21 protein-coding genes are annotated in these 20,988 nt (G+C 69.2%); 16 read left to right on the top strand and 5 right to left on the bottom strand.

Annotated features, from left to right (window positions below):
- Window positions 1-48 precede the first annotated feature (48 nt).
- Complete coding sequence (locus ACWGID_RS03865) at window positions 49-414, top strand: MerR family transcriptional regulator (protein ID WP_452194152.1); 366 nt, start codon at window positions 49-51, stop codon at window positions 412-414.
- Window positions 411-746, top strand: coding sequence for a thioredoxin (gene trxA, locus ACWGID_RS03860; RefSeq protein WP_452194151.1), 336 nt, complete (start codon window positions 411-413; stop codon window positions 744-746). Before ACWGID_RS03865 ends, trxA begins: the two co-directional genes overlap by 4 nt.
- A gap of 165 nt (window positions 747-911) precedes the next feature.
- Here trxA and ACWGID_RS03855 read toward each other — a convergent pair whose 3' ends face one another.
- The gene (locus tag ACWGID_RS03855) at window positions 912-1,286 is read right to left on the bottom strand and encodes a VOC family protein (protein ID WP_452194149.1); all 375 of its coding nucleotides are present in this window, start codon (window positions 1,284-1,286) and stop codon (window positions 912-914) included.
- A gap of 56 nt (window positions 1,287-1,342) precedes the next feature.
- Here ACWGID_RS03855 and ACWGID_RS03850 point away from each other — a divergent pair, with 56 nt between their 5' ends.
- The 7 genes from ACWGID_RS03850 to ACWGID_RS03820 all read left to right on the top strand — a co-directional run bounded on the left by ACWGID_RS03850 (window position 1,343) and on the right by ACWGID_RS03820 (window position 8,813).
- Window positions 1,343-1,507 carry a ribbon-helix-helix domain-containing protein gene (locus tag ACWGID_RS03850; protein ID WP_452194147.1) on the top strand — a complete coding sequence of 55 codons (165 nt, stop codon included), beginning with the start codon at window positions 1,343-1,345 and terminating at the stop codon, window positions 1,505-1,507.
- Entirely contained in the window at window positions 1,504-2,148 is a 645-nt protein-coding gene (locus tag ACWGID_RS03845; protein WP_452194145.1) for a VOC family protein, read from the top strand. The genes ACWGID_RS03850 and ACWGID_RS03845 overlap by 4 nt, the downstream gene beginning before the upstream one ends.
- Before the next feature lie 82 nt (window positions 2,149-2,230).
- Window positions 2,231-3,523: an MFS transporter gene (locus ACWGID_RS03840; protein WP_452194144.1), complete on the top strand. Its 1,293-nt coding sequence runs from the start codon at window positions 2,231-2,233 to the stop codon at window positions 3,521-3,523.
- Between the two features lie 49 nt (window positions 3,524-3,572).
- On the top strand, window positions 3,573-4,397 hold the full coding sequence (locus ACWGID_RS03835) for a GNAT family N-acetyltransferase (RefSeq protein ID WP_452194142.1): 825 nt from the start codon (window positions 3,573-3,575) through the stop codon (window positions 4,395-4,397).
- Window positions 4,398-4,407: 10 nt separating this feature from the next.
- Window positions 4,408-4,770, top strand: coding sequence for a DoxX family protein (locus ACWGID_RS03830; RefSeq protein ID WP_452194140.1), 363 nt, complete (start codon window positions 4,408-4,410; stop codon window positions 4,768-4,770).
- Between the two features lie 98 nt (window positions 4,771-4,868).
- The gene (locus ACWGID_RS03825) at window positions 4,869-6,632 is read left to right on the top strand and encodes a proline--tRNA ligase (protein WP_452194139.1); all 1,764 of its coding nucleotides are present in this window, start codon (window positions 4,869-4,871) and stop codon (window positions 6,630-6,632) included.
- Window positions 6,633-7,442: 810 nt separating this feature from the next.
- Complete coding sequence (locus ACWGID_RS03820) at window positions 7,443-8,813, top strand: FAD-binding oxidoreductase (protein ID WP_452194137.1); 1,371 nt, start codon at window positions 7,443-7,445, stop codon at window positions 8,811-8,813.
- Here ACWGID_RS03820 and ACWGID_RS03815 read toward each other — a convergent pair.
- Both ACWGID_RS03815 and ACWGID_RS03810 read right to left on the bottom strand, forming a co-directional pair.
- A complete protein-coding gene (locus ACWGID_RS03815) occupies window positions 8,777-10,003 on the bottom strand; it encodes an RNA polymerase sigma factor (protein WP_452194135.1) in 1,227 nt (408 codons plus the stop codon). The two genes, ACWGID_RS03820 and ACWGID_RS03815, sit on opposite strands and share 37 nt — an antisense overlap.
- 74 nt (window positions 10,004-10,077) lie before the next feature.
- Window positions 10,078-10,467 (bottom strand): YciI family protein, encoded by a 390-nt coding sequence (locus tag ACWGID_RS03810; RefSeq protein WP_452194134.1) that lies wholly within the window; start codon window positions 10,465-10,467, stop codon window positions 10,078-10,080.
- Between the two features lie 136 nt (window positions 10,468-10,603).
- On the opposite strand from ACWGID_RS03810, the gene ACWGID_RS03805 reads away from it, so the two are divergent.
- A complete protein-coding gene (locus ACWGID_RS03805; RefSeq protein ID WP_452194132.1) occupies window positions 10,604-11,374 on the top strand; it encodes a sulfite exporter TauE/SafE family protein in 771 nt (256 codons plus the stop codon).
- A 14-nt stretch (window positions 11,375-11,388) separates the two neighbouring features.
- On the opposite strand, the gene ACWGID_RS03800 is transcribed toward ACWGID_RS03805, so the two are convergent.
- Complete coding sequence (locus ACWGID_RS03800; protein WP_452194130.1) at window positions 11,389-11,880, bottom strand: GAF domain-containing protein; 492 nt, start codon at window positions 11,878-11,880, stop codon at window positions 11,389-11,391.
- Window positions 11,881-12,037: 157 nt separating this feature from the next.
- Here ACWGID_RS03800 and ACWGID_RS03795 point away from each other — a divergent pair, with 157 nt between their 5' ends.
- Complete coding sequence (locus ACWGID_RS03795; protein ID WP_452194128.1) at window positions 12,038-12,796, top strand: class I SAM-dependent methyltransferase; 759 nt, start codon at window positions 12,038-12,040, stop codon at window positions 12,794-12,796.
- Here the strand turns inward: ACWGID_RS03795 and ACWGID_RS03790 are convergent.
- Entirely contained in the window at window positions 12,780-13,892 is a 1,113-nt protein-coding gene (locus ACWGID_RS03790) for a cytochrome P450 (RefSeq protein WP_452194127.1), read from the bottom strand. The two genes, ACWGID_RS03795 and ACWGID_RS03790, sit on opposite strands and share 17 nt — an antisense overlap.
- A gap of 121 nt (window positions 13,893-14,013) precedes the next feature.
- On the opposite strand from ACWGID_RS03790, the gene priA reads away from it, so the two are divergent.
- From priA to ACWGID_RS03765, 5 genes are read left to right on the top strand one after another with little or no spacing between them, the layout of a single operon-like run.
- Window positions 14,014-14,787, top strand: a complete 774-nt coding sequence (gene priA / locus ACWGID_RS03785) for a bifunctional 1-(5-phosphoribosyl)-5-((5-phosphoribosylamino)methylideneamino)imidazole-4-carboxamide isomerase/phosphoribosylanthranilate isomerase PriA (RefSeq protein ID WP_452194125.1) — start codon at window positions 14,014-14,016, stop codon at window positions 14,785-14,787.
- Window positions 14,784-17,075, top strand: a complete 2,292-nt coding sequence (locus ACWGID_RS03780) for an HAD-IB family hydrolase (RefSeq protein WP_452194123.1) — start codon at window positions 14,784-14,786, stop codon at window positions 17,073-17,075. Before priA ends, ACWGID_RS03780 begins: the two co-directional genes overlap by 4 nt.
- Window positions 17,072-18,271, top strand: coding sequence for a zinc-dependent alcohol dehydrogenase (locus ACWGID_RS03775; RefSeq protein ID WP_452194121.1), 1,200 nt, complete (start codon window positions 17,072-17,074; stop codon window positions 18,269-18,271). The genes ACWGID_RS03780 and ACWGID_RS03775 overlap by 4 nt, the downstream gene beginning before the upstream one ends.
- 54 nt (window positions 18,272-18,325) lie before the next feature.
- On the top strand, window positions 18,326-19,906 hold the full coding sequence (locus ACWGID_RS03770; RefSeq protein ID WP_452194119.1) for a lactate racemase domain-containing protein: 1,581 nt from the start codon (window positions 18,326-18,328) through the stop codon (window positions 19,904-19,906).
- Entirely contained in the window at window positions 19,906-20,838 is a 933-nt protein-coding gene (locus tag ACWGID_RS03765; protein ID WP_452194118.1) for a lysophospholipid acyltransferase family protein, read from the top strand. The genes ACWGID_RS03770 and ACWGID_RS03765 overlap by 1 nt, the downstream gene beginning before the upstream one ends.
- Window positions 20,839-20,988 lie beyond the last annotated feature (150 nt).

Below are 20,988 nucleotides of genomic sequence, written 5' to 3'. Positions count from 1 at the left end.
ACCTTGACCCCGGGGTCAAGGTTTAGCGTCGTCGGTGAAGGAGGCGGGATGCGGATCAGCGATCTGGCGGCCGAGGCCGGTGTGACGGTCAAGGCGGTGCGGTACTACGAGGCGCAAGGCCTGCTCAAGCCGCGCCGGGAGGCCAACGGCTACCGGGCGTACGAGGCGGACGACGTGGTCGTGGTGCGTGAGGTGAAGGCGTTGCTGAGTCTCGGGCTGACCGCGGAGCAGACGTACCCGTTCATCGAGTGCCTGCGAGCCGGCAATGCGCGCGCCGACGTGTGCCCGGCGTCGCTGACGGCGTACCGGACGCGGATCGCGGAGGTGGACCGGCGGATCGCCGAGCTCACCGACCTGCGGGCCCGGCTGACCGACCTCCTGACCGATGCCGAGAGCTGGAGGAACCAACGATGACTGATCTGCTGACCGTCGACGAGGCAACCTTCGACGAGGTGGTACTGCGCTCCGCGAAGCCCGTACTCGTGGACTTCTGGGCCGAGTGGTGCCCGCCCTGCCATCAGATCGCCCCGGTGCTGGCACAGATTGGTGCCGACCGCAACGAACAGCTGACCGTCGTGAAACTCAACTCCGACGAGAACCCGGCCGTCTCCGCCCGCTACCGCGTGATGGCCCTGCCGACCCTGATCCTCTTCCACCACGGCGAGATGATCTGGTCCGTCGTCGGCGCCCGGCCGAAAGCCAAACTCCTGAAAGAGATCGACGACGCCCTGCTCGCCGCCGTGTGATCCGGCCCAGCCGCACCGCCCGCCCTGGTCCCCGAAAGCAGGCAGGGTTGTCGTAGATCTGCATTTCGACAGGAGGTGTCAGCTGCCTGGGTAGTGCAGTTGAGCGTGACCGGGCCTGCGTGTACAGCGTCTCGCCGGTGCACTACCTGTCGAACTGCCGACTGACTACTGCGGCTGGTTGAACTTGTAGAGCTCGACCAGCACGCCGTGGGGGCCGGCGACGTACGCCGAGGTGGTGCCCCAATCGGTGTCGGTCGGCTCGAGCGCGATGGTGCCGCCGCGGCGGCGGATCTCCTCGATGTCGGCGCGGACGTCGTCGCTGCTGAACTGCAGGAGCGTCCCGCCGATCGCGCCGAAGTCGTCGACCATCGCGCCGGTGTGCAGCGCGATGGTCATTGCGCCGGCCTTCACCTCGGCGTACCCCTCGTTCGCGGTGCCGGTGATCTCGAGGCCGAGGACGCCGCCGAAGAAGTCGGCCAGGTCCTGGTTCTGCTCGCGGGTGCGGCTGAGCAGGCCCATGTGGTCGAAGCGGAGGTTCATCGTCGGAGCTCCCTCTCGGTTGACGGTTAGCTGTCTAGGATGCTAGCAATATAGCCATGGCTGATGACGGTGGCAAGAAGGTGCAGTTCAACGTGTATCTGCCGCCCGAGCTGGTGCGGCGGGTGAAGCACAAGGCGATCGACGAGGCCGCGAGTCTGTCCGCGCTGGTCGAGCAGGCGCTGGCGGAGTACCTGGACAACCATGGGGAGGCGCGAGGATGAACGACGTGGTGATCAGGCCGTTGCGGTTCACGGCCGATGTCGATGCGATGCAGGTGTTTCTGGAGACGCTGGGGTTGCGGTCGCGGATCGAGTCCGAGCGCGGCGGCTGGGTCGACATGCTGACCGGTCGCGGGATGGTCGCGTTGCACGACGCGGCGTCGAGTTCGACCGGCGGGCAGCCTGGGCAGACGACGCTGTCGTTCGAAGCCGACGAGATCGACCAGCTGCGGGATCGGCTGGAGCAGGCCGGGTTCGAGGACGCGACGGTCTTCGACGAGGCGTACGGGCGAGTGTTGTCGGTGACCGGCCCCGACGCGGCCGTGATCTGGGTCGACGAACGCAGCGAGGACCTCTACGGCTACAAGTTCCACGACGCGAGTCCTGACGCGCGCTGGTCAGTCACGCCGTACCTGACCGGCGCCGACGAGACCGCGTGGCGCACCTTCTTCCAAGCGGTCGGGACGGATGCGACCGCGCTGTTCGGCTCGGCCGAAGGCGCGTTCACCGTTCGTCTCGACCTGACGACGACCGAGGATCTGGACGAGGTGCGGAGCCGCCTGGGCGATCTTCAGGTCACGCGCACCGAGGCCGGTCTGGAGATCACCGACCCCGACGGCCGGCTCGTGGTGGTGCACGGATGAGTTGTACGGCCGATCGGGATCTGGGTGCGGGATGTGGATGGGGCTTGACCTCCAGCCCACGTGAGGTTGGATCATGCCCGTCATGACGACGGGGGCGCCTGAGCGGCTGCGCGACGATCCGGACTTCCGGCGGTACTGGTTGGCTCGTGCGTTGTCGGTGACCGGGTCGATGGTGACGGCGATCGCGCTGCCCGTGCTGGTGTACCGGCTCAGCGGCTCGACGGTGCTCACCGCGGTGGTGACTGCGCTGGAGTCGGCGCCGTACCTGCTGGCTGGTTTGTTCGCCGGTGCGCTCGCCGATCGGTGGAACCGGCGACGGGTGATGGTCGCCGCGGACACCGTGAACGCGGTACTGGTCGGGTCGGTGCCGGTCGCGCATCTGCTCGGCGTGCTGACGGTCGCGCAGGTGCTGGTGGTCGCATTCACGGTGCAGGCCGTCTACACCTTCTTCGACGGTGCGAACTTCGGCGCGTTGCCGGTGCTGGTCGGCCGGGCGCGGGTCGCGCAGGCCAACTCGGCCGTCTGGACCGCGTCGAGTCTGATCGAACTGTTCGTGCCGCCGCTGACCGGTCTGCTCCTTGCCGTTTTGGATCCGGCGAGTCTGCTGACGCTCGATGCGCTGAGTTTCGCGGCGTCCGCGTTCGCCGTGCGCGGGATCGTGCGGGTGATGTCGGAGGCGCGCGACGGGCGGCCGCCGCTGCGCCCGCGGGTGGTACTGAACGACATCCGCGACGGACTGCGCTACTTGGTCCGGCACGCCGGCGTCCGCACGATGACGATCGTCGGCAGCGTGCAGTCGTTCGCCGGCGGTGGGTTCATGGCGCTGATCGTGGTCTGGTGCGACCGCGTCCTGCACGTCGGTACGTCGGGACTTCGGTTCGGACTCGTCTGGGGAACGTGGGGGATCGGCGGTCTGATCGCGGCACTCAGCCTGCCGCGGTTGCTGAAGCGCGTCTCGCCCGCCGCGATCACGCTCTACGCGTTACCGGTCTCGGCGTTGCTCGGTGTGTTGGCGCCGCTGTCGCCGCACTGGGTCGTGGCCGCGCTGGCGTTGCTCGTCTGGGGTTCGGCGTACGTGCTGGTGATCGTGAACGCGGTGTCGTACCGCCAGCAGGTGACACCGGAGAACCTGCTCGGCCGGGTCAACACAGCGGGCCGGATGCTGTCGTGGGGCGTCGGGTGGACGTTGGGTTCGGTGGTCGGCGGAGTGCTCGGCAACGCCTTCGGACCGCGGACCGGGATGGTACTGATGGGCCTGTGCGGATTCGCCGGAGTCGTGGTCGCCTGGACCTCGCCGCTGCGCCGGATCGCGGCCGGTGCCGATGCCGGTGCCGATGCCGGTGAGGATGCCGGTGAGGATGTCGGGGTCGGCTGAGTCGGCCCCGTTGCATACGGGAGCCCGGGTCATCCGCTAGGTTCTGCGCGTGGGCGTACGGGTTCTCGGTCCTCGTGACCTCGCGGCGGCGCGCGCGGTCATCGCTCGCGATCCGGTGGTGAACGTGTTCGTGGACAGCCTCGTGCAGGCGTCCGGGCTCGACCCGCGGCGTGGTGCCGAGGTCTGGGGGTACGTCGAGAAGGGCGCGCTCGAGGCGCTGTGCCACGCGGGCGGCAACATGGTGCCTGTCGGTGCGGACGATGCCGCGCTGCGGGCGTTCGCGGCGTACGCGATGCGGCGCGGGCGGAACTGTTTCCAGATCCTCGGCCAGGCGCGGGCGGTCGCGCAGCTGTGGGAGATCCTCGAGCCGCAGTGGGGACCGGCGCGCGAGGTGCGTGACGACCAGCCGTTCATGGTGATCGACGGGTCGCCGTCGGTCACGCCCGATCCGCTGGTCCGGGCGGTGGAACCGGTCGAGCTGCCGATCCTGTACCCGGCGTGCGTGGCGATGTACACCGAGGAGGTCGGCGTACCGCCGCAGACCGGGCCGGACGGGACGTTCTATAGGTCCCGGGTGGCGGAGCTGATCCGGACCGGGCGGGCGTTCGCGCGGATCGAGGGCGGGCGGGTCGTGTTCAAGGCCGAGGTCGGCTCGGTCGGCACCGGGGTCTGCCAGATCCAGGGGGTCTGGGTGGATCCGGAGTACCGCGGCCGAGGGCTGGCCGCGCCGGGGATGGCGGCCGTGGTCGAACTGGCGCGGCAGATCGCGCCGGTCGTGACGCTTTACGTGAACGCGTTCAACCTGCCCGCGCGGGCGGCGTACGAACGCGTCGGCTTCCGCACGATCGAGACCTTCGCGACGATCTTGTTCTAAGCTCCGGCCCATGCCATCGCGAAGCACGAAGGGTCTGGCCGTTCTTTTCGGGGTCCTCGGGGCGCTGCATTTCGCCAAACCCGAGCCGTTCGAGAAGATCGTGCCGAAGGTGCTGCCCCGCAAGAAAGAACTCGTGTACGCCTCCGGTGTCGCGGAGTTGGCCTGCGCGGCCGGGCTGCTGCACCCGCGGACGCGGCGGTTGGCCGGGCTGGCGAGCGCGGGGCTGCTGGTCGCGGTGTTCCCGGCGAACGTCCAGGTGGCCGCGGACCTGCGGCGAAAAGGCTCGCCGGGGGCGCAGGCAATCGCTTTCGCACGGTTGCCGCTGCAGATTCCGTTGATCCGGTGGGCGCTGAAGGCCTCCCGCGAGGTGTAGCCGGTGTGGCCTTGTGGATAACGTGGTGAGACCATGTCCGGCGGACAGATATTCTCTGTGACGTCCTGATTTCGACTTTTGCACGCTTGGAGACTCCCGTGATTTTGCGTATGTCGTCGTTGTTCCTCCGCACGCTTCGCGAGGACCCGGCGGACGCGGAGGTCCCGAGCCACAAGCTGCTCGTCCGCGCCGGGTACATCCGGCGGGCCGCGCCCGGCATCTACACCTGGCTGCCGCTGGGTCTGCGGGTGCTGCGCAACGTCGAGCGGATCGTCCGTGAGGAGATGGACGCGATCGGCGCGCAGGAGCTGGTGTTCCCGGCGCTGCTGCCCCGCGAGCCCTACGAGGCCACCGGCCGCTGGACGGAGTACGGGCCGAACATCTTCCGGTTGAAGGACCGCAAGGGCGCCGACATGCTGCTCGGTCCGACGCACGAGGAGATGTTCACCCTCGTCGTGAAGGACCTGTACTCGTCGTACAAGGACCTGCCGCTGTCGATCTACCAGATCCAGAACAAGTACCGCGACGAGGCGCGGCCGCGGGCCGGCGTGCTGCGCGGGCGCGAGTTCGTGATGAAGGACTCGTACTCCTTCGACGTCGACGACGAGGGCCTCGCCACGTCGTACGAGAAGCACCGCGACGCCTACATCAAGATCTTCGACCGGCTCGGTTTCGACTACGTGATCGTGCAGGCGATGTCCGGCGCGATGGGCGGATCCCGGTCCGAGGAGTTCCTGGCGATCGCGGAGAACGGCGAGGACACCTTCGTCCGCTCGCCCGGTGGGTACGCCGCGAACGTCGAGGCGGTCGTGGTTCCGCAGGCGGCGGCCGTCGACGCGTCCGCCGTACCCGCCGCCGAGGTCGTGGACACGCCGGACACGCCCACCATCGACACCCTGGTCGACGCGCTGAACGCGAAGCACCCGCGCACCGACGGGCGCGAGTGGGCCGCGGCCGACACGCTGAAGAACGTGCTCGTGATGCTCGTGCACCCGGACGGCTCGCGCGAGCCGCTCGCGATCGGCGTTCCCGGCGACCGGGCGATCGACGAGAAGCGGCTCGGCGCGCAGATGGAGCCCGCCGAGATCGCGGCCTTCGAGGAGGCCGACTTCGAGAAGCACCCGGCGCTGGCGAAGGGGTACATCGGCCCCGGCGTACTGGGCAAGGAGAACACGTCCGGCATCCGCTACCTGCTCGACCCGCGGGTCGCTGAGGGTTCGGCGTGGGTGACCGGCGCGGACAAGTCCGGGTTCCACATCATCAACCTGGTGCACGGGCGCGACTTCACCGCGGACGGCACGATCCAGGCCGCCGAGGTCCGCGACGGTGACCAGGCCCCCGACGGCTCCGGCCAGCTGGAGACCGCGCGCGGCATCGAGATGGGCCACATCTTCCAGCTCGGCCGCAAGTACGCCGACGCGCTCGACCTCAAGGTCCTCGACCAGAACGGCAAGCTCGTCACCGTCACCATGGGCTCGTACGGCGTCGGCGTCACCCGCGCCGTCGCCGCGATCGCCGAAGGCAACCACGACGAGCTCGGCCTCGTCTGGCCCCGCGAGATCGCGCCGGCCGACGTACACCTGGTTGCCACCGGCAAGGACCCGGAGGTCTTCGCGAAGGCCGCCGAGATCGCCGCCGAACTCGAGTCCCGCGGCCTCACCGTCATCTACGACGACCGCGAGAAGGTCTCGCCCGGCGTCAAGTTCAAGGACGCCGAACTGCTCGGCGTCCCCACCATCGCCGTCGTCGGCAAGGGCCTCGCCGAAGGCACCATCGAGGTCAAAGACCGCCGCACCGGCACCCGCTCCGACATCCCAGTCGCAGACGTCGTCAACCACTTGGTCACCACCGTCCGCAACTGACCTGCCCGCCGCCCAGCGCGAGCGGGGCGGCGACCACTCACCTTCAAACCCGCGCAGCTCGAGCCGATCCGGATCCACGGACCCCGGCCCGAGCTGCTCCGGGTGCATAGACCTGGGCGCGCGCGCATCTGAGTGCACAGACCCCGCATCGCGCCGATCCATGAACACCGACCTGGGTCTGGCTGATCCCGTCACGCGGAGCTCGCCTCGGACCGATCCGGTGCACGTTTCGCGGCGCCCGTTTAGCGGAGCGCTCGGCATCGAGTCGTGGCGTTTGGCGGGTCTAGCGAATCGCGAGTCGTGACTCGTGGCTGTCGGAACACGACCGATCCCCACGACTCGGCAACCAGCGGCCGCTCGCCTCGCCGGTGCACGGTTCGCGGCACCTGCTGTACGGCGCTCGGTTCGCCGCGCTCGGTTGTGCAGCAGTCGGCTTGCTTCGCGCGGTTCCCGGCGTCGGCTCGTCGCACTTGCAGCCTGAGGTGTGGCGGTTGGACCGGGTTCCACGAGTCGGCGAATTCTTGGGCTGATTCGGCTGTGTGTGGGACTGCTTTGGAGACCGTGGATAGGCCGTGGGGACTGGGCGCTTGGTATTGCTTGTTCACAGTGCTCGGCGCCTGTGCTCAGTGCCGGTCGGTGAACGCGGTCCGCACCATGCCGACGTCGAGCAGACGGTCTTAGATGTCCGGCACATCTCGGGTGTGGCGTGGGGCTGGTGGAAATTTGTTTGGTGGGGGATGTCGAGGGGTGGGGGGTGGTTTCGATCCCTGGGTGAGGCGCCGTGGGGGCGTCTGGAGCTAGGGAGTTGTGATGAGGGAATCTGTGGTGGCTCGGGGTGGGCTGGATGGGCTTCGTGGGGTTGTGGTGGGGGAAGTGCTCGCCGGCGGGGATGCGGGGCTCGCCGAGGCCGGGCGGGTGTTGACGGCTGAGGGGCGGCCGCGGGTGGTGGTGCGGTGTGCGGGGGCCGGTGATGTGGTTGCGGCGTTGCGGTACGCCGAGGCGCAGGATCTGCCGATCGCGGTGCGCAGCGGTGGGCATCACGCCGCCGGGTTCGGGACGAGTGACGGTGGGGTCGTGATCGACGTACGGCCGATGGATGAGGTGCGGTTGCTGCCGGACAACGTCGTCCGTATCGGCACCGGGGCGACCTGGGGTCAGGTGGCCGCGCGGCTCGCGAAGGTTGGCCTGGCGATTTCGTCGGGGGACACGGCGGCGGTCGGTGTCGGTGGGTTGATGGCGGGCGGTGGCATCGGCTGGATGGTGCGCAAGCACGGGCTGGCGATCGACAACGTGGTCGCCGCCGAGATCGTCACCGCGGACGGTGCGGTACGCCGGGTCGACAGCGCGACCGAGCCGGAACTGTTCTGGGGACTGCGTGGCGCAGCGGGAAGTCTTGGCGTCGTCACGTCGTACGACATCGTCGCCGTACCGCAGAAGACCGTGCATTTCGGGACGCTGTTGTATCCGTGGACGCAGGCGGAGCAGGTGCTCGCGAAGTGGGCGGAGTACATGAGCGATGCGCCCGAGGAGCTCACGTCGTCGCTGCAGTTGGCGCCGACGATGATGGCCGATCGGCAGGTGCCGGTCGCGGTCGCGGTGTGTGCGACCGGCGACGGCGCGGTCCTCGAACCGCTGCGCAACCTCGGTTCGTTGCTGACCGACAAGGTGGTCGAGATCCCGTACGCCGAGGTGTTCAGCGACATGTCGATGCCGCCGGGGATGCGCCCGCGGATCCGCAACGGGTTCTACGACCGTTGGACGCCGGATCTCGGTCAGCGACTGCTGGACGCCCGTCCGCGGATTCCGGGGCTGGCGATGGAGGTCCGGGCACTCGGTGGTGCGTACGGCGCGATGCCGGCGGACGCGACCGCGTTCGGGCATCGCGATGCGCGGTTCTTGATCAACTCCGTGTTGATGGGATCGCCCGAGCAAGCTGACGACTTCGACGCGCTGTGGAAGTCGCTGCGGCCGGAGGGGGCGTACCTGAACTTCCTGTCCGACCCGACGGACGCCGACGTGGACCTCTGCTATCCGAAGGCTCACCGCACCCGGCTCGCCGCGTTGAAGCGGTCTGTCGATCCGGGGCACGTGTTCCGGAGCGCGGTGAGTGTTCCGCCGCAGCCGGAGTGGACCGGCGGCCGGCGTCACTTGATGAGGTGGGCGATGCGCTCGCGGAGGTAGTTCTGTTCGGCCGTGTTGCGGGTGCGATCGAGGGCCGCGAGGTAGTTCTCGCGGGCGAGGTCCGGGCGGCCGGCGAGTTCGTGGAGGTGCGCGAGGACCGACAACCGGCGGTGATGGTCGCCGAGGTACCGGTCGCCGGCGAGCCCCTCGACGATCGCGATGCCGGCGTCCGGACCTTCGGTCATCGCGACCGCGACGGACGCGCCGAGCGTCACCATCGGACTCGGGTCGACCTTCTCGAGGATCCGGTAGAGGCCGGCGATCTGTTCCCAGTCGGTGGTCTCGACCGAGTCCGCCTCGCCGTGCACCGCGGCGATCGCCGCCTCCAGCTGGTACGGCCCGACGGCGCCGGAGCGCAAGGTCTCCTCGACGAGCCGGGTGCCTTCGGCGATCTCGTCGGCGTACCAGCGGGAGCGGTCCTGGCGGTCGGCGGGGATCAGGTTCCCGCCGGGGCCGGTGCGTGCGTCGCGGCGGGCGTGCGTGAGGATCATCAACGCCAGCAGCCCGGTCACCTCGCCCGATCGACCGACGGCGTGCTGGAGCAGCCGCGTGATCCGCAACGCCTCCTCGGCGAGGTCCACCCGCTGCAGTTCGTCACCGGCGCTCGCCGTGTGGCCCTCGTTGAAGATCAAGTAGAGAACGTGCAGTACGGCGCGGAGTCGTACGTCGTACTCGTCGGCTGTCGGCAACTCGAACCGGGCGCCCGCGTCCTGGATGAGCCGCTTCGCCCGGCTGATCCGCTGCGCGACGGTGCTCTCGCCGACCAGCAACGCCGCAGCGACCTCGGCCGTCGTCAACCCACCGACCGACCGCAGCGTCAGTGCGACCTGCGATGCCGGGGTCAGCGCGGGATGGCAGCACAGCACGAGCAGCCGGATCGTGTCGTCGCTGTCCTCGTGGTACTCATCGGGATCGAACTCGGTCGGCGCGCGCAGGAAGTCGTTCAGCTCGCGCTGCCGCCGCGCGTTGTCCCGCCGCCAACCGTCCATCATCCGCCGCGACGCCACACTGATCAGCCACCCGATCGGCTGCTCCGGTACGCCGTTCGCGCCCCACTGCACGATGGCGTCGAGCAACGCCTCCTGGACCGCGTCCTCGCACTGGTCGAACGCGTCGTACCGCCGGACCAGCGCCGCCAACGCCCGCGGCGCCGCAGCCCGCATCGCACCCTCGAGCTCCGCCCCCGTCACGCCGCCCACCTCAGGCCGCGCGCCATCACGCCGCCCACCTCACGCAGCGCACCTCACAGATCGAGCGGTCTGCCTCACAGCTCGGCGATCTGCGCGAAGAAGTCCTGCTCGGTGGCCAGCACCTGGCGGATCTCCACCCGGCGGAACTCCACCAGCGGGATCCGGGCCGCGATCTCCACCGCTCGCTCGACCGACACGCAGTCCAGTACGAGCGCGCCGGCCAGGTACTCCTTCGTCTCCAGCAGGGATCGGTCGGAGATCACCGGCGTACCGGCGGCGAACTCGACGTCGGTGATTCCGCGGGACTCGCCGAGGTTGAGGATGGAGACGAGTTCGCCGCTGTCCCGCAGTTCGCGCGCGGTGGCGGCGACCCGCTCCCGGCCGCCGGACATCGCGATCAGCTGCTCCTCGGTGAACGCTTCGAGGGCCTCGGCATTGTTGTGGATCAGCAGTAGGAACTTCACCAGACCATTCTGCCGATCCGGGTGTCAGACACCCGGCCTGATCGGGTGCGGATGTGGTGTCGCTCTCAGTCAGCGGTGTAATGGTTGAGCGGGACAACGCCCTTACCTGATCATCGGGGCGTGAGGACGTGCTGCGGTGCCTGATGTTTCGTTGTGGACGTTGTTGTTCCTGGTGGTCGCGGCCTTCGCGGCGGGGTGGATCGACGCGGTGGTCGGAGGCGGTGGGCTGCTGCAGTTGCCGGCGATGCTGCTCGGGCTGCCGAACGCGTCGCCCGCGCAGATCCTGTCGACGAACAAGATCTCGTCGTTGTGCGGTACGACGACCAGCGCGGTCACGTTCGGTGTAAAGGTGCGGCCGGACCGTAAGACGGTGCTGCCGTTGGCGATCCTGGCCGGCCTGGGGGCCGCGGCCGGTGCGTTGGTGGCGACCAAGATCCCGATGTCGTGGTTCAAGCCGATCGTGCTCGTGCTGCTGGTGGCGGTCGGGATCTACACCGCGGTGAAGCCGTCACTCGGCGCCCGGACGGCGCTGCGGTTCGACGGGCGCGACCATTACCTCGCGGCGAGCGGGGTCGGCGTACTGATCGGGTTCTACGACGGCGCGGTCGGGCCGGGGACCGGTTCGTTCCTGATCTTCGCGTTGGTCGGCCTGCTCGGGTACAACTTCCTGCAGGCGAGCGCGAAGGCGAAGATCGCCAACGTCGCCACCAACCTGGGCGCGATCGCAGTGTTCGCGCTGCACGGCGCACCGCTGTGGGGTCTCGGGCTGATCATGGGGGCGGCCAACATGCTCGGCGGCCTGCTCGGCGCCCGGACCGCGGTGGCCCGCGGCAGCCGGTTCGTCCGGGTGATCTTCCTGGTGGTGGTGTCGGCCCTGATCGTCCGGCTCGGGTTCGACGTCTTCTGAGTTTCGCCTGCTGATCAGGTACGGCGGCTGAACGTGGGCGCCCACGGGGCGTCGTCGAGGCCGATCCGTTGAATGGCGGCTGCGGTCTGGTTCGCCAGGCTCTGGAGCGCGGCGACTTCCTCGGGCGAGGCCTCGTAGTGACGCGACCAGTACGCTCCGATCGCCGCCACCGGGGTCGGCGAACCGACCGGGACCATCGCGAGGCTGCGGACGAAGGTCGGCAGGTAGGCCTCGAGCGGGATCCGGTCGTCGACGGAGATGTCCGGGATCACGGCCGTCTCGTCGTGGAGCATGGCCCAGCCGCTGACACAGGACGTGATCGGAAAGCGTTGTCCCTTCCACAGCGGCGCGATCGCGTCCTCGTCCGCGTAGAAGCAGTGGTTCTCCTCGCGCAGCACGAACGTCGCCCCCTGCGCGCCGGTGCAGCTCCGAGCCTCCCGCCGGACGATCTCTCCGACCTCGTCCAGGGTCGTTGCCGTCTCCAAGGCCGCCACCATCTCCGTCATTCCGACATTGTGCTCCCGTCCGGCCGATGTCAAAAGCAGCACTCCGTAGTCGAGCGCCGTCGAGCGGCCACGGCCGCCGCGCGCCCGGCCTGCACACCGGGTACGTCGCGTTGCGGGTCGAGCACACCGAGCAGCCGCCGCTCGGTAGTGTCGTGCCATGGTCGACTACAACGGTCGGATCGGCAGTGTGTACGCGGCAGGTCGGGGTATGCCTGCTGCTGAGGTACGGCGCTGGACGGCAGCGCTCGCCACGCATCTCCCGGAGCATCGCCCGCTCGACGTCCTCGACCTCGGAAGCGGAACCGGCCGCCTGACTCCCGGGCTGGCCACGGAGTTCCAGGGCGAGGTGTACGGCGTGGAGCCGTCGGACCGGATGCGGGACACCGCCGAGCAGGCGCCGCACCCGGGGGTGACCTACCTGAAGGGCAGCGCCGAGGACATTCCGTTGCCCGAGGCCTCAGTCGACGCGGTGCTGATGTTCCTGTCCTTCCACCACTTCCGGGACCCGCTGCAGGGGCTCCGGGAGGTACGCCGGGTGTTGCGGCCCGGGGGAGTGGCGTTCCTGCGCAGCCAGTTCTCCGACCTGATGCCGGACCTGTTCTGGTACGAGTACTTCTCCTCCGCACGCGACGTCGACGCCGCGTTGTACCTGTCGCTCGGCGCGGCGAAAGCGCTCGCGACCGAGGCAGGGCTCGCGCCGGCCGATGACGTCGTACGGATCACTGCGGAGACTCCGCGGACGCTGCGGGAGAGCTACGAGCGGATCAGCCTGCGGGCGCTGTCGACGTTCGAGCACCTGCCGACGGACGAAGTCGAGACTGGGTTCGCGAGGTTCGCCCAGGATGCGGAGCGCGATCCGGAGCGCGAGATGCCGGTGCACGCCGCGACGATGCTGGTGCTCAGCCGTCCCAGGTGACGCGGAGTGCCGCCGGCTTGCGGAACACCAGCCCGTACGGCGGTGGCGAGTCATCGGCCAGCCGGAGACCCGGAAGGCGAAGGACTGCTTCCAGCGCGGTGAGGGTCTCCAGACGGGTCAGGTGCATGCCGAGACAGATGTGCGGCCCACTGGCGAACGCGAGATGACGGCGGGCGTTGGCCCGGCGTACGTCGAAGGTGTCTGGCGACTCGAACAGCTCGGGATCCCGGCCCGCGCCTGCGAGTGACACGGTGACCATGTCGCCGCGACGGATCTGCGCGCCGGCGAGCTCGATGTCGCGGGTGGCGTAGCGGTCGACGACGGCGGCGGCCGGTTCGAGGCGGAGCGACTCCTCCATGGCGTTCGGGAGCAGCGACGGATCGGCGAGGACCAGGTCCAGCTGGTCGCGATGGGTCAGCAGGTGCCAGAGCGCATTGGTGATCATGCCCTCGGTGGTCTCGATGCCCCCGAACATGAACACCGCGGCGTTCGCGACCACCTCGTCCACACCGAGCCCGGCATGGGCGGCGACCGCGAGCAGCGAGTCGGCGGAGTCGATGCCCCCGGCAACATGCTTGTGCAACTCCGCGAAGGCGGCCGCGCCGTCGGCGGTGACCGGTTGGCCGGCGGAGACGCCTGACACGGAGGTCGAGATCGCCGTGTACCAGTCGAGCACGGTGGAGGCCGACGCCGGCGGCAGTCCAAGCGACAGCGCGACGACCGCGACCGACAACGGCCCGGCCAGTCCGGTCCGGAGATCAGCAGGTGACGCCAGCTCGGCCATCAGTGCATCGACCGTTTGCTGCACCGGCTCCGTGAACCGGCGGCGGGTCTCGGCCAGAGCGAAGGGGGACTCGAACGGATCGCGATGCGCCTTGTGTGGAACGCCGTCCAGCGACAGCATCGACGGCCCGACGACCTGTGCCGTGGAGAATCGCGGATCGTCCACGGTGAACCTCCCGGGATCGCGGAGCACCTGGACGGCCAGCGCGCGGCCGGTCACGACCCAGGAGCTCAGGGGCTCGATCCAGCCGATCGGCCGGATCCGCGCCAGGGTCGGATGAGGGTCGACGGCAAGCTCCGCAACGGTCACCACGCGGACAGCCTAGGCGTAGGACCACTTGTTATACTGGTATTGCTGAGACAGATCGATTTCAAACGACTCAGGAGGGCTCCGGGTTACGGTTCTCTCAGCAACGCCCTCTAGGGTGTGGGCCATGTCAGTGTCCGATTCAATCCCCGCCCCTCCGCCCCGGTCAGGGAACCTGGTGCTGCTGCCTGCCGTCGATGTGGCGGACGGGCAGGCGGTCCGGCTCGTGCAGGGTGCGGCCGGTAGCGAGACGTCGTACGGCGATCCGCTCGCGGCCGCGATGGCCTGGCAGGACGCCGGGGCGGAGTGGATCCACCTGGTCGACCTCGACGCGGCGTTCGGCCGCGGCAGCAACCGTGAACTCCTCGCCGAGGTGACCGGCAAGCTCGACGTCCAGGTCGAGCTGTCGGGTGGCATCCGCGACGACGAGTCCCTCGAAGCTGCGCTTGCCACCGGTGCCCGCCGGGTAAACATCGGCACCGCCGCCCTCGAGGACCCGGAGTGGTGCGACCGGATCATCCAGCAGTACGGCGACCGCGTCGCGATCGGCCTGGATGTCCGCGGCCGCACGCTGGCGGCCCGTGGCTGGACCAAGGAAGGCGGCGACCTGTACGAGGTACTCGCCCGGCTGGAAACGGCCGGCTGCGAGCGGTACGTGGTCACCGACGTCACCAAGGACGGCATGCTCCAGGGCCCGAACCTGGATCTGTACCGCGACCTGTGCGCGCGCACCGACAAGCCGATCATCGCCTCCGGCGGTGTCTCCAGCCTCGACGACCTGCGCGCGCTCAGCACGCTGGTCGGCGACGGCGTAGAGGGCGTCATCGTCGGCAAGGCGCTGTACGCCGGCGCGTTCACCCTGACCGAGGCACTCGAGCTCACGCGTGGAGGCGACAAGTGAGTCTGGCCGACAAGCTCAAGGACAAGAAGGTCCTGGTCACCGGCGTTACCGGCTTTGTCGGTGAGGCGCTGCTGCACCGGATCATCGGTGATCTCCCCGGGACCACCGTGGTCGCGATCATCCGTCCGAAGGGCTCGCTGACCGGCACCGACCGGATGGCGCAGTTGCTCCGGAAGGACATCTTCAAGCCGTTCTACGGCGAGGGCACCGAGCACGCCGACGCCGAGGCGCTGACCGCGGCCCGGATCCAGGTGATCGACGGCGACCTGTCCGACGTACCGGAGCTGCCGAAGGATCTCGACATCGTCGTGCACTGCGCCGGCGACGTCAGCTTCGACCCGCCGATCCACGAGGCGTTCAACACCAACGTGCTCGGCACCAAGAGCCTGCTCGAGCGGATCGTCGAGACCGGGCGCCCGGTGCACTACGTGCACATCTCCACGGCGTACACGGCCGGTCGCCGCCGCGGCGCGATCCCGGAGGCCCCGGTCGACCACTTCGTCGACTGGCGGACCGAGGCCGAGGCCGGGATGGCGATGAAGGCCCGGATCGAGGAGCAGTCCCGGTCCGCGGGGATGCTGGCGAAGTTCCGCAAGGAGGCCGAGAAGCTGCACCGCCGCGCGGGTCACCTGACCGCCGCGGCCGACACCGAGCGGCGCCGTACCGAATGGGTCGCGAAGAAGCTGGTGGAGACCGGCACCGAGCGCGCCCGCAGCCTCGGCTGGACCGACTGCTACACGTTCACCAAGGCGCTCGGCGAGCGCGTCGTCGAGGAGTTCGCCTCGACGCTGCCGACCTCGATCGTCCGGCCGGCCATCATCGAGTCCGCGGTGCAGAGTCCGCACCCGGGCTGGATCGAGGGCTTCAAGATGGCCGAGCCGCTGATCCTGGCCTACGGTCGCGGCGAGCTGCCGGAGTTCCCGGCGTCGCCGGACTCGGTGATCGAGATCATTCCGGTCGACCACGTGGTCGGTGCGATCTGCGCGGTGATGGCGACCGAGCCCGAGCTGAGCAAGCCGGAGTACTACCACATCGGTTCCGGCGCCCGGAACCCGCTGACCTTCGAGCAGCTGTACGCCGGGGTTCGCGCGTACTTCTCCAAGCACCCGTTCGACCTGGGCGAGCGCGGCGCCGTACGGCTCCCGGTCTGGAAGTTCCCCGGCGGCGACTCGGTCGAGACGATGCTCAGGTACGGCGAACGCGCGCACAAGCTCGCGGACGCGGTCATCACCCGGGTCCCGCGCGGCGAGCGGACCCGCAAGTACGCGCGCGAACTCGACGTACAGAAGCGCCGTCTGGACTTCCTGCGCCGCTACATGGACCTGTACTCCGAGTACGCGCAGGCCGAGCTGCAGTTCATCGACGACAACGTGCTCGCTCTGCACAACGCGCTCGAGGGTGACGACAAGGAGAAGTTCGCCTGCGACACCTCGGTCGTCGACTGGCAGTACTACCTGCAGGAGCTGCACTGCCCGAGCGTCACCGAGTCGATGCGCCGGCTCGACGTCGTCCGGAAGAAGCGGAACAAGGCGCTCGCCGAGTCCGCCGGGGTGCTCAAGAAGGTCGAGCCGAACCAGGACTCGCAGGTGATCGCGGCGTTCGACATGGACGGCACGCTGCTGTCGTCGAACGTGATCGAGACCTACCTGTGGATGCGGCTGCCCGAGCTGGACGGGCCGCAGCGGGTCGGCGAGGTCGGCGCGATGCTGCGCAAGCTGCCGAAGCTGATCGCGGCCGAGCGCAAGGACCGTGGCACCTTCCTCCGGACCATCTACCGCCGGTACGCCGGCGCGGACCTGGAGGAACTGAACCAGATCGTCGACGAGATCCTCGCGGAGCACGTCCTCGAGCGGTTGAGCGGTGCCGCCGTACGCCGGATTCGCGAGCACCGCGCGGCGGGGCACAAGACGATCCTGATCACCGGCGCGGTCCGGCCGCTGACCCGGCCGCTCGAGCCGCTGTTCGACGAGATCGTCGCGGCCGAGCTGGCCGTCGACGACCGCGGCCGTTGCACCGGGTTCCTCTCGGGCCCGCCGCTGGTCGGCGAGTCGCGCGCGGCGTGGATCAAGCACCACGCCCGGGTGACCAACATCGATCTGTCCAAGTCCTACGCCTACGCCGACAGCCACTCGGACCTGCCGATGCTGTCGGTGGTCGGCAACCCGGTCGCGGTCTCGCCGGACGTATCGCTGTTCCGGGCCGCCCGGGCCGCGCGCTGGCAGATCGTGGACTGGAAGACCTCGTCCACCACGTCCCGTCTGGAGCTCCCAGGGGTGAACGCCCGATGATGCTCGCTCTCGAGATGTACCGGTCGCCTGCGAAGTACCTGGCGGCCAAGGCGGTCGGCGGCCGCATCCCCGGCATCCTCACCGGGCCGGCCGCGCCGCTGCGCCTCGTCACCATCAACGAGCCGAAAGCCGACCGGGAGGGCTGGGCGCGGATCCGCCCGATCCTGTCCGGGATCTGCGGCTCGGACCTTGGCATGGTCACCGGCTCGACCAAGCTGTACTTCTCGGCCGTCGTGTCGATGCCGTTCGTCCCGGGCCACGAGGTGGTCGGCGAGCTGCTCGACGACTGCGAGGACCTGCCGAAGGGCACCCGCGTAGTGATGGACAGCGTCCTGACCTGTGCGGCGCGCGGCGTCGAGCCGTGCCAGGGCTGCGTGTCCGGCAACACCAACCGCTGCGACCGGATCACGGTCGGCCACGTGGCGCCGGGGCTGCAGACCGGGTTCTGCCAGGACACCGGTGGTGGCTGGGGCAATCTGATGGTCGCCCACCGCAGCCAGCTGTACGCCGTACCGGACGAGATGTCCGACGAGCGCGCGGTCCTGGTGGAGCCGCTGGCCGGTGCGGTGCACGCCGCACTGCGGGCCAAGGTCGAGCCAGGCCAGTCGGTGCTGGTCAGCGGCGCCGGCGCGGTCGGGCTGTTCGCGACGCTCGCGTTGCGGGAGCTGACCCAGGCCGGCCGGATCACCGTGGTCGCCAAGCACGCGAAGCAGCGCGAGCTCGCCCGCGCTTTCGGAGCCAGCGATGTCGTCGCGCCGGACGAGGTGTTCCGGGGCGTCCGCCGCTCCACCGGTGCCTTCCGGCTGAAGCCGGACTTCGGCGCTCCCGAGTTCCTGCTCGGCGGCGTCGACGTCGCGGTCGACGCGGTTGGCAGCAAGGACTCGATCGACACCGTGCTGCGGGTCACCAAGGCCGGCGGCCGGGTGGTGCTGTCCGGGATGCCGGCCAGTGGCGCCGACCTGTCGCCGGTGTGGTTCCGCGAGCTCGAGGTCACCGGCACGTACGCCTCCGCGCGCGAGGAACCGAACGGCCGCCCGGCGTTCGAGACCGCGCTGGAGCTCGCCGGTCACGCCCCGCTGGACGGGATCGTCGGCGCGCGGTACCCGCTCTACCGCTGGCGCGAGGCGCTCGACCACGCGCACTCCGCCGGCCGACTGGGAACAGTCAAGGTCGCATTCGATGTGAGGGCCTCATGAGGGCAGTGATGACGGCAGTGACGATGCAGTTCGTACGACGAGAGAGGTTCTGACATGTCCCGGCCAGGTTTCGTGCTCGAGGTGGACGACCGGACGCCGCCGCTGCTGGTGCACAACGGTGAGGGCTTCCTGCTGGAGCGTTTCCCGCAAGGCACCCGCGTGGTGTACCCGCCCGAGGCGCTGCCCGCTGTCCGCGACGTCGACGAGGCGATCCAGAACGCGCTGCTGAACCCGATCGACTCCGAGCCGCTGCCCGAGCTGCTGCGTGCCGGGATGAAGCTGACGATCGCGTTCGACGACATCTCGCTGCCGCTGCCCCCGATGAAGAAGCCGGACATCCGGCAGCGCGTCATCGAGGCCGTGCTGGAGCTGGCCGCGCAGGCCGGTGTCGACGACGTCGAGCTGATCTCGGCGAACGCGCTGCACCGCCGGCTGACCCCGAACGAGCTGCGCGAGATCGTCGGCGAGCGGGTCTTCCGGTCGTTCTTCCCGGACGGGAAGCTCTACAACTTCGACGCCGAGGACGCCGACAACCTGACCCACCTGGGTCAGACCCGGCACGGCGAGGACGTGGAGATCTCCAAGCGGGCGGCCGAGTCCGACCTGCTCGTCTACGTGAACGTGAACCTGGTGGCGATGGACGGTGGCCACAAGTCCACCTCGATCGGGCTGGCGTCGTACAAGTCGCTGAAGCACCACCACAACAGCCACACGATGATCCACTCGCGGTCGTTCATGGACCACAAGGCGTCGAAGATGCACCACTCCGCCTGGCGGATGGGCGAGATCCTCACGCAGCACGTCAAGGTGTTCCAGATCGAGACCACGCTGAACAACGACATCTTCGGCGGGCCGCTGGAGTTCCTGCAGAAGCGCGAGTGGGAGTGGTCGATCAAGGACCAGGCCTCGATGCTCGGCACCAAGCGGGCGCTCGCGGCCGCGCCGGCCAAGCTGCGGCACAAGATCTTCACCGACGTCCGCTCGAACTACGGCCTGACCGGGATCAACGCCGGCGCCATCGAGCCGGTGCACGAGAAGACGATCGAGGCCGTGCACCGCCAGCACCTCGTCGAGGTCCAGGGACAGTCCGACGTCGCGATCATGGGCGTGCCGTTCATCGGCCCGTACAACGTGAACTCGGTGATGAACCCGATCCTCGCCGCCTGCATGGGCCTCGGGTACTACTTCAACTCGTACCGGGGCAACCCGGTCGTCCGCAAGGACGGCGCGGTGATCCTTTACCACCCGGTCGACTACGAGTTCAGCCAGCTGCACCACCCGTCGTACGTCGACTTCTTCGAGGAGGTGCTCTCGGAGAGCACCGACCCGGCGACGATCGAGGCGAAGTTCGAGAAGCAGTACGCCGAGGACCCGTGGTACATCCACCTGTACCGGACGTCGTACGCGTACCACGGCGTGCACCCGTTCTACATGTGGTACTGGATCTCGCACGCGCTGGACCACTGCGGCGACATCGTCTGGGTCGGCGGGAACCGCAAGACCGTCGAGCGGATGGGCTTCCGGTCCGCGTCGACGCTGCAGGACGCGCTCGAGATGGTCAGCCACTCGGTCGGCCGGTCGCCGTCGATCACCTACCTGCACAACCCGCCGCACCTGCTCGCGGACGTGCGCTGATGGGCACCAGTCTGGTGAAGTTCGGCCGCGACACCGCGCGCGACGTGAAGCAGGTCGCGCGCGGCTGGCGCTGGGGCCGGCGCCCGCAGGTGCCGCGGTCCGCCGAGCCGTACGTGATCCCGAAGGAGACCACGGTCTTCCCGACCAAGTGGGCGCGGACGCCGGCCGCGATCGCGGTCCGGGACCTGATCCAGAAGGGCCCGCTGAACGCCGTACTGAACTTCGAGGTCAGCCCGCAGGTCAGCGGACTGGACTCGCTGCTCAAGCTCGACGGCCCGGCGATCATCGTCGCGAACCACTCGTCGCACCTCGACACCCCGTTGCTGCTGCTGTCGCTGCCGGACGCGATGCGCCGCAAGACGGCGTTCGCGGCCGCCGCCGACTACTTCTTCGACACCTGGTGGCGGGCGGCCGGCTCGGCGATCGTGTTCAACACGTTCCCGATCGAGCGCCGCGGCGGCAAGATGAGCTCCACCCCGGGCGACCTGCTCGCCGACGGGTGGAACGTCGTCGTGTTCCCGGAGGGCACCCGCTCACCGGACGGCTGGGTGCAGCGGTTCCGGATGGGAGCGGCGTACCTGGCCGTCGAGCACGACGTGCCGATCATCCCGGTCGGGATCAAGGGCTCGTTCGCCGCGATGCCGCGCGGCCGCGGCTGGCCGATCCCCGGTCGCCCGGCAGTGCACGTCCGGTACGGCGACCCGCTGCGCCCCGCCGAGGGTGAGAGCGCCCGCGACTTCGCGCCCCGCATCTCGGCCGCGGTGTCGGCCCTCCTCGACGAGGAATCGACCACCTGGTACGAGGCCCGCCGTCGTGCGGCGATCGGCGCGTCCCCGTCGCAGACCGGCCCGGAAGCCGCGCGCTGGCGCCGCGTCTGGGAGTCGACCCGCCCGATGAGGTCCACGGACGACCGCCGCCGGGCCTGGAAGTAAGTGTCACCGACAGTCCTCCGGCCGAGCATCGCCACGGCCGGAGGCTCGGGCTGGTTCCTGCGCGGGTGGTAAGCCGGGATGCTCGCGATCGGGTGCGTGTCAATGGCCTCCAGGGCCGTGTGGCCCGGTCTCGTTAAAAAAACAGACGCA

This window comes from Kribbella sp. NPDC054772 (assembly GCF_053611945.1).
This window is presented reverse-complemented; position numbering and strand designations above follow the sequence as displayed.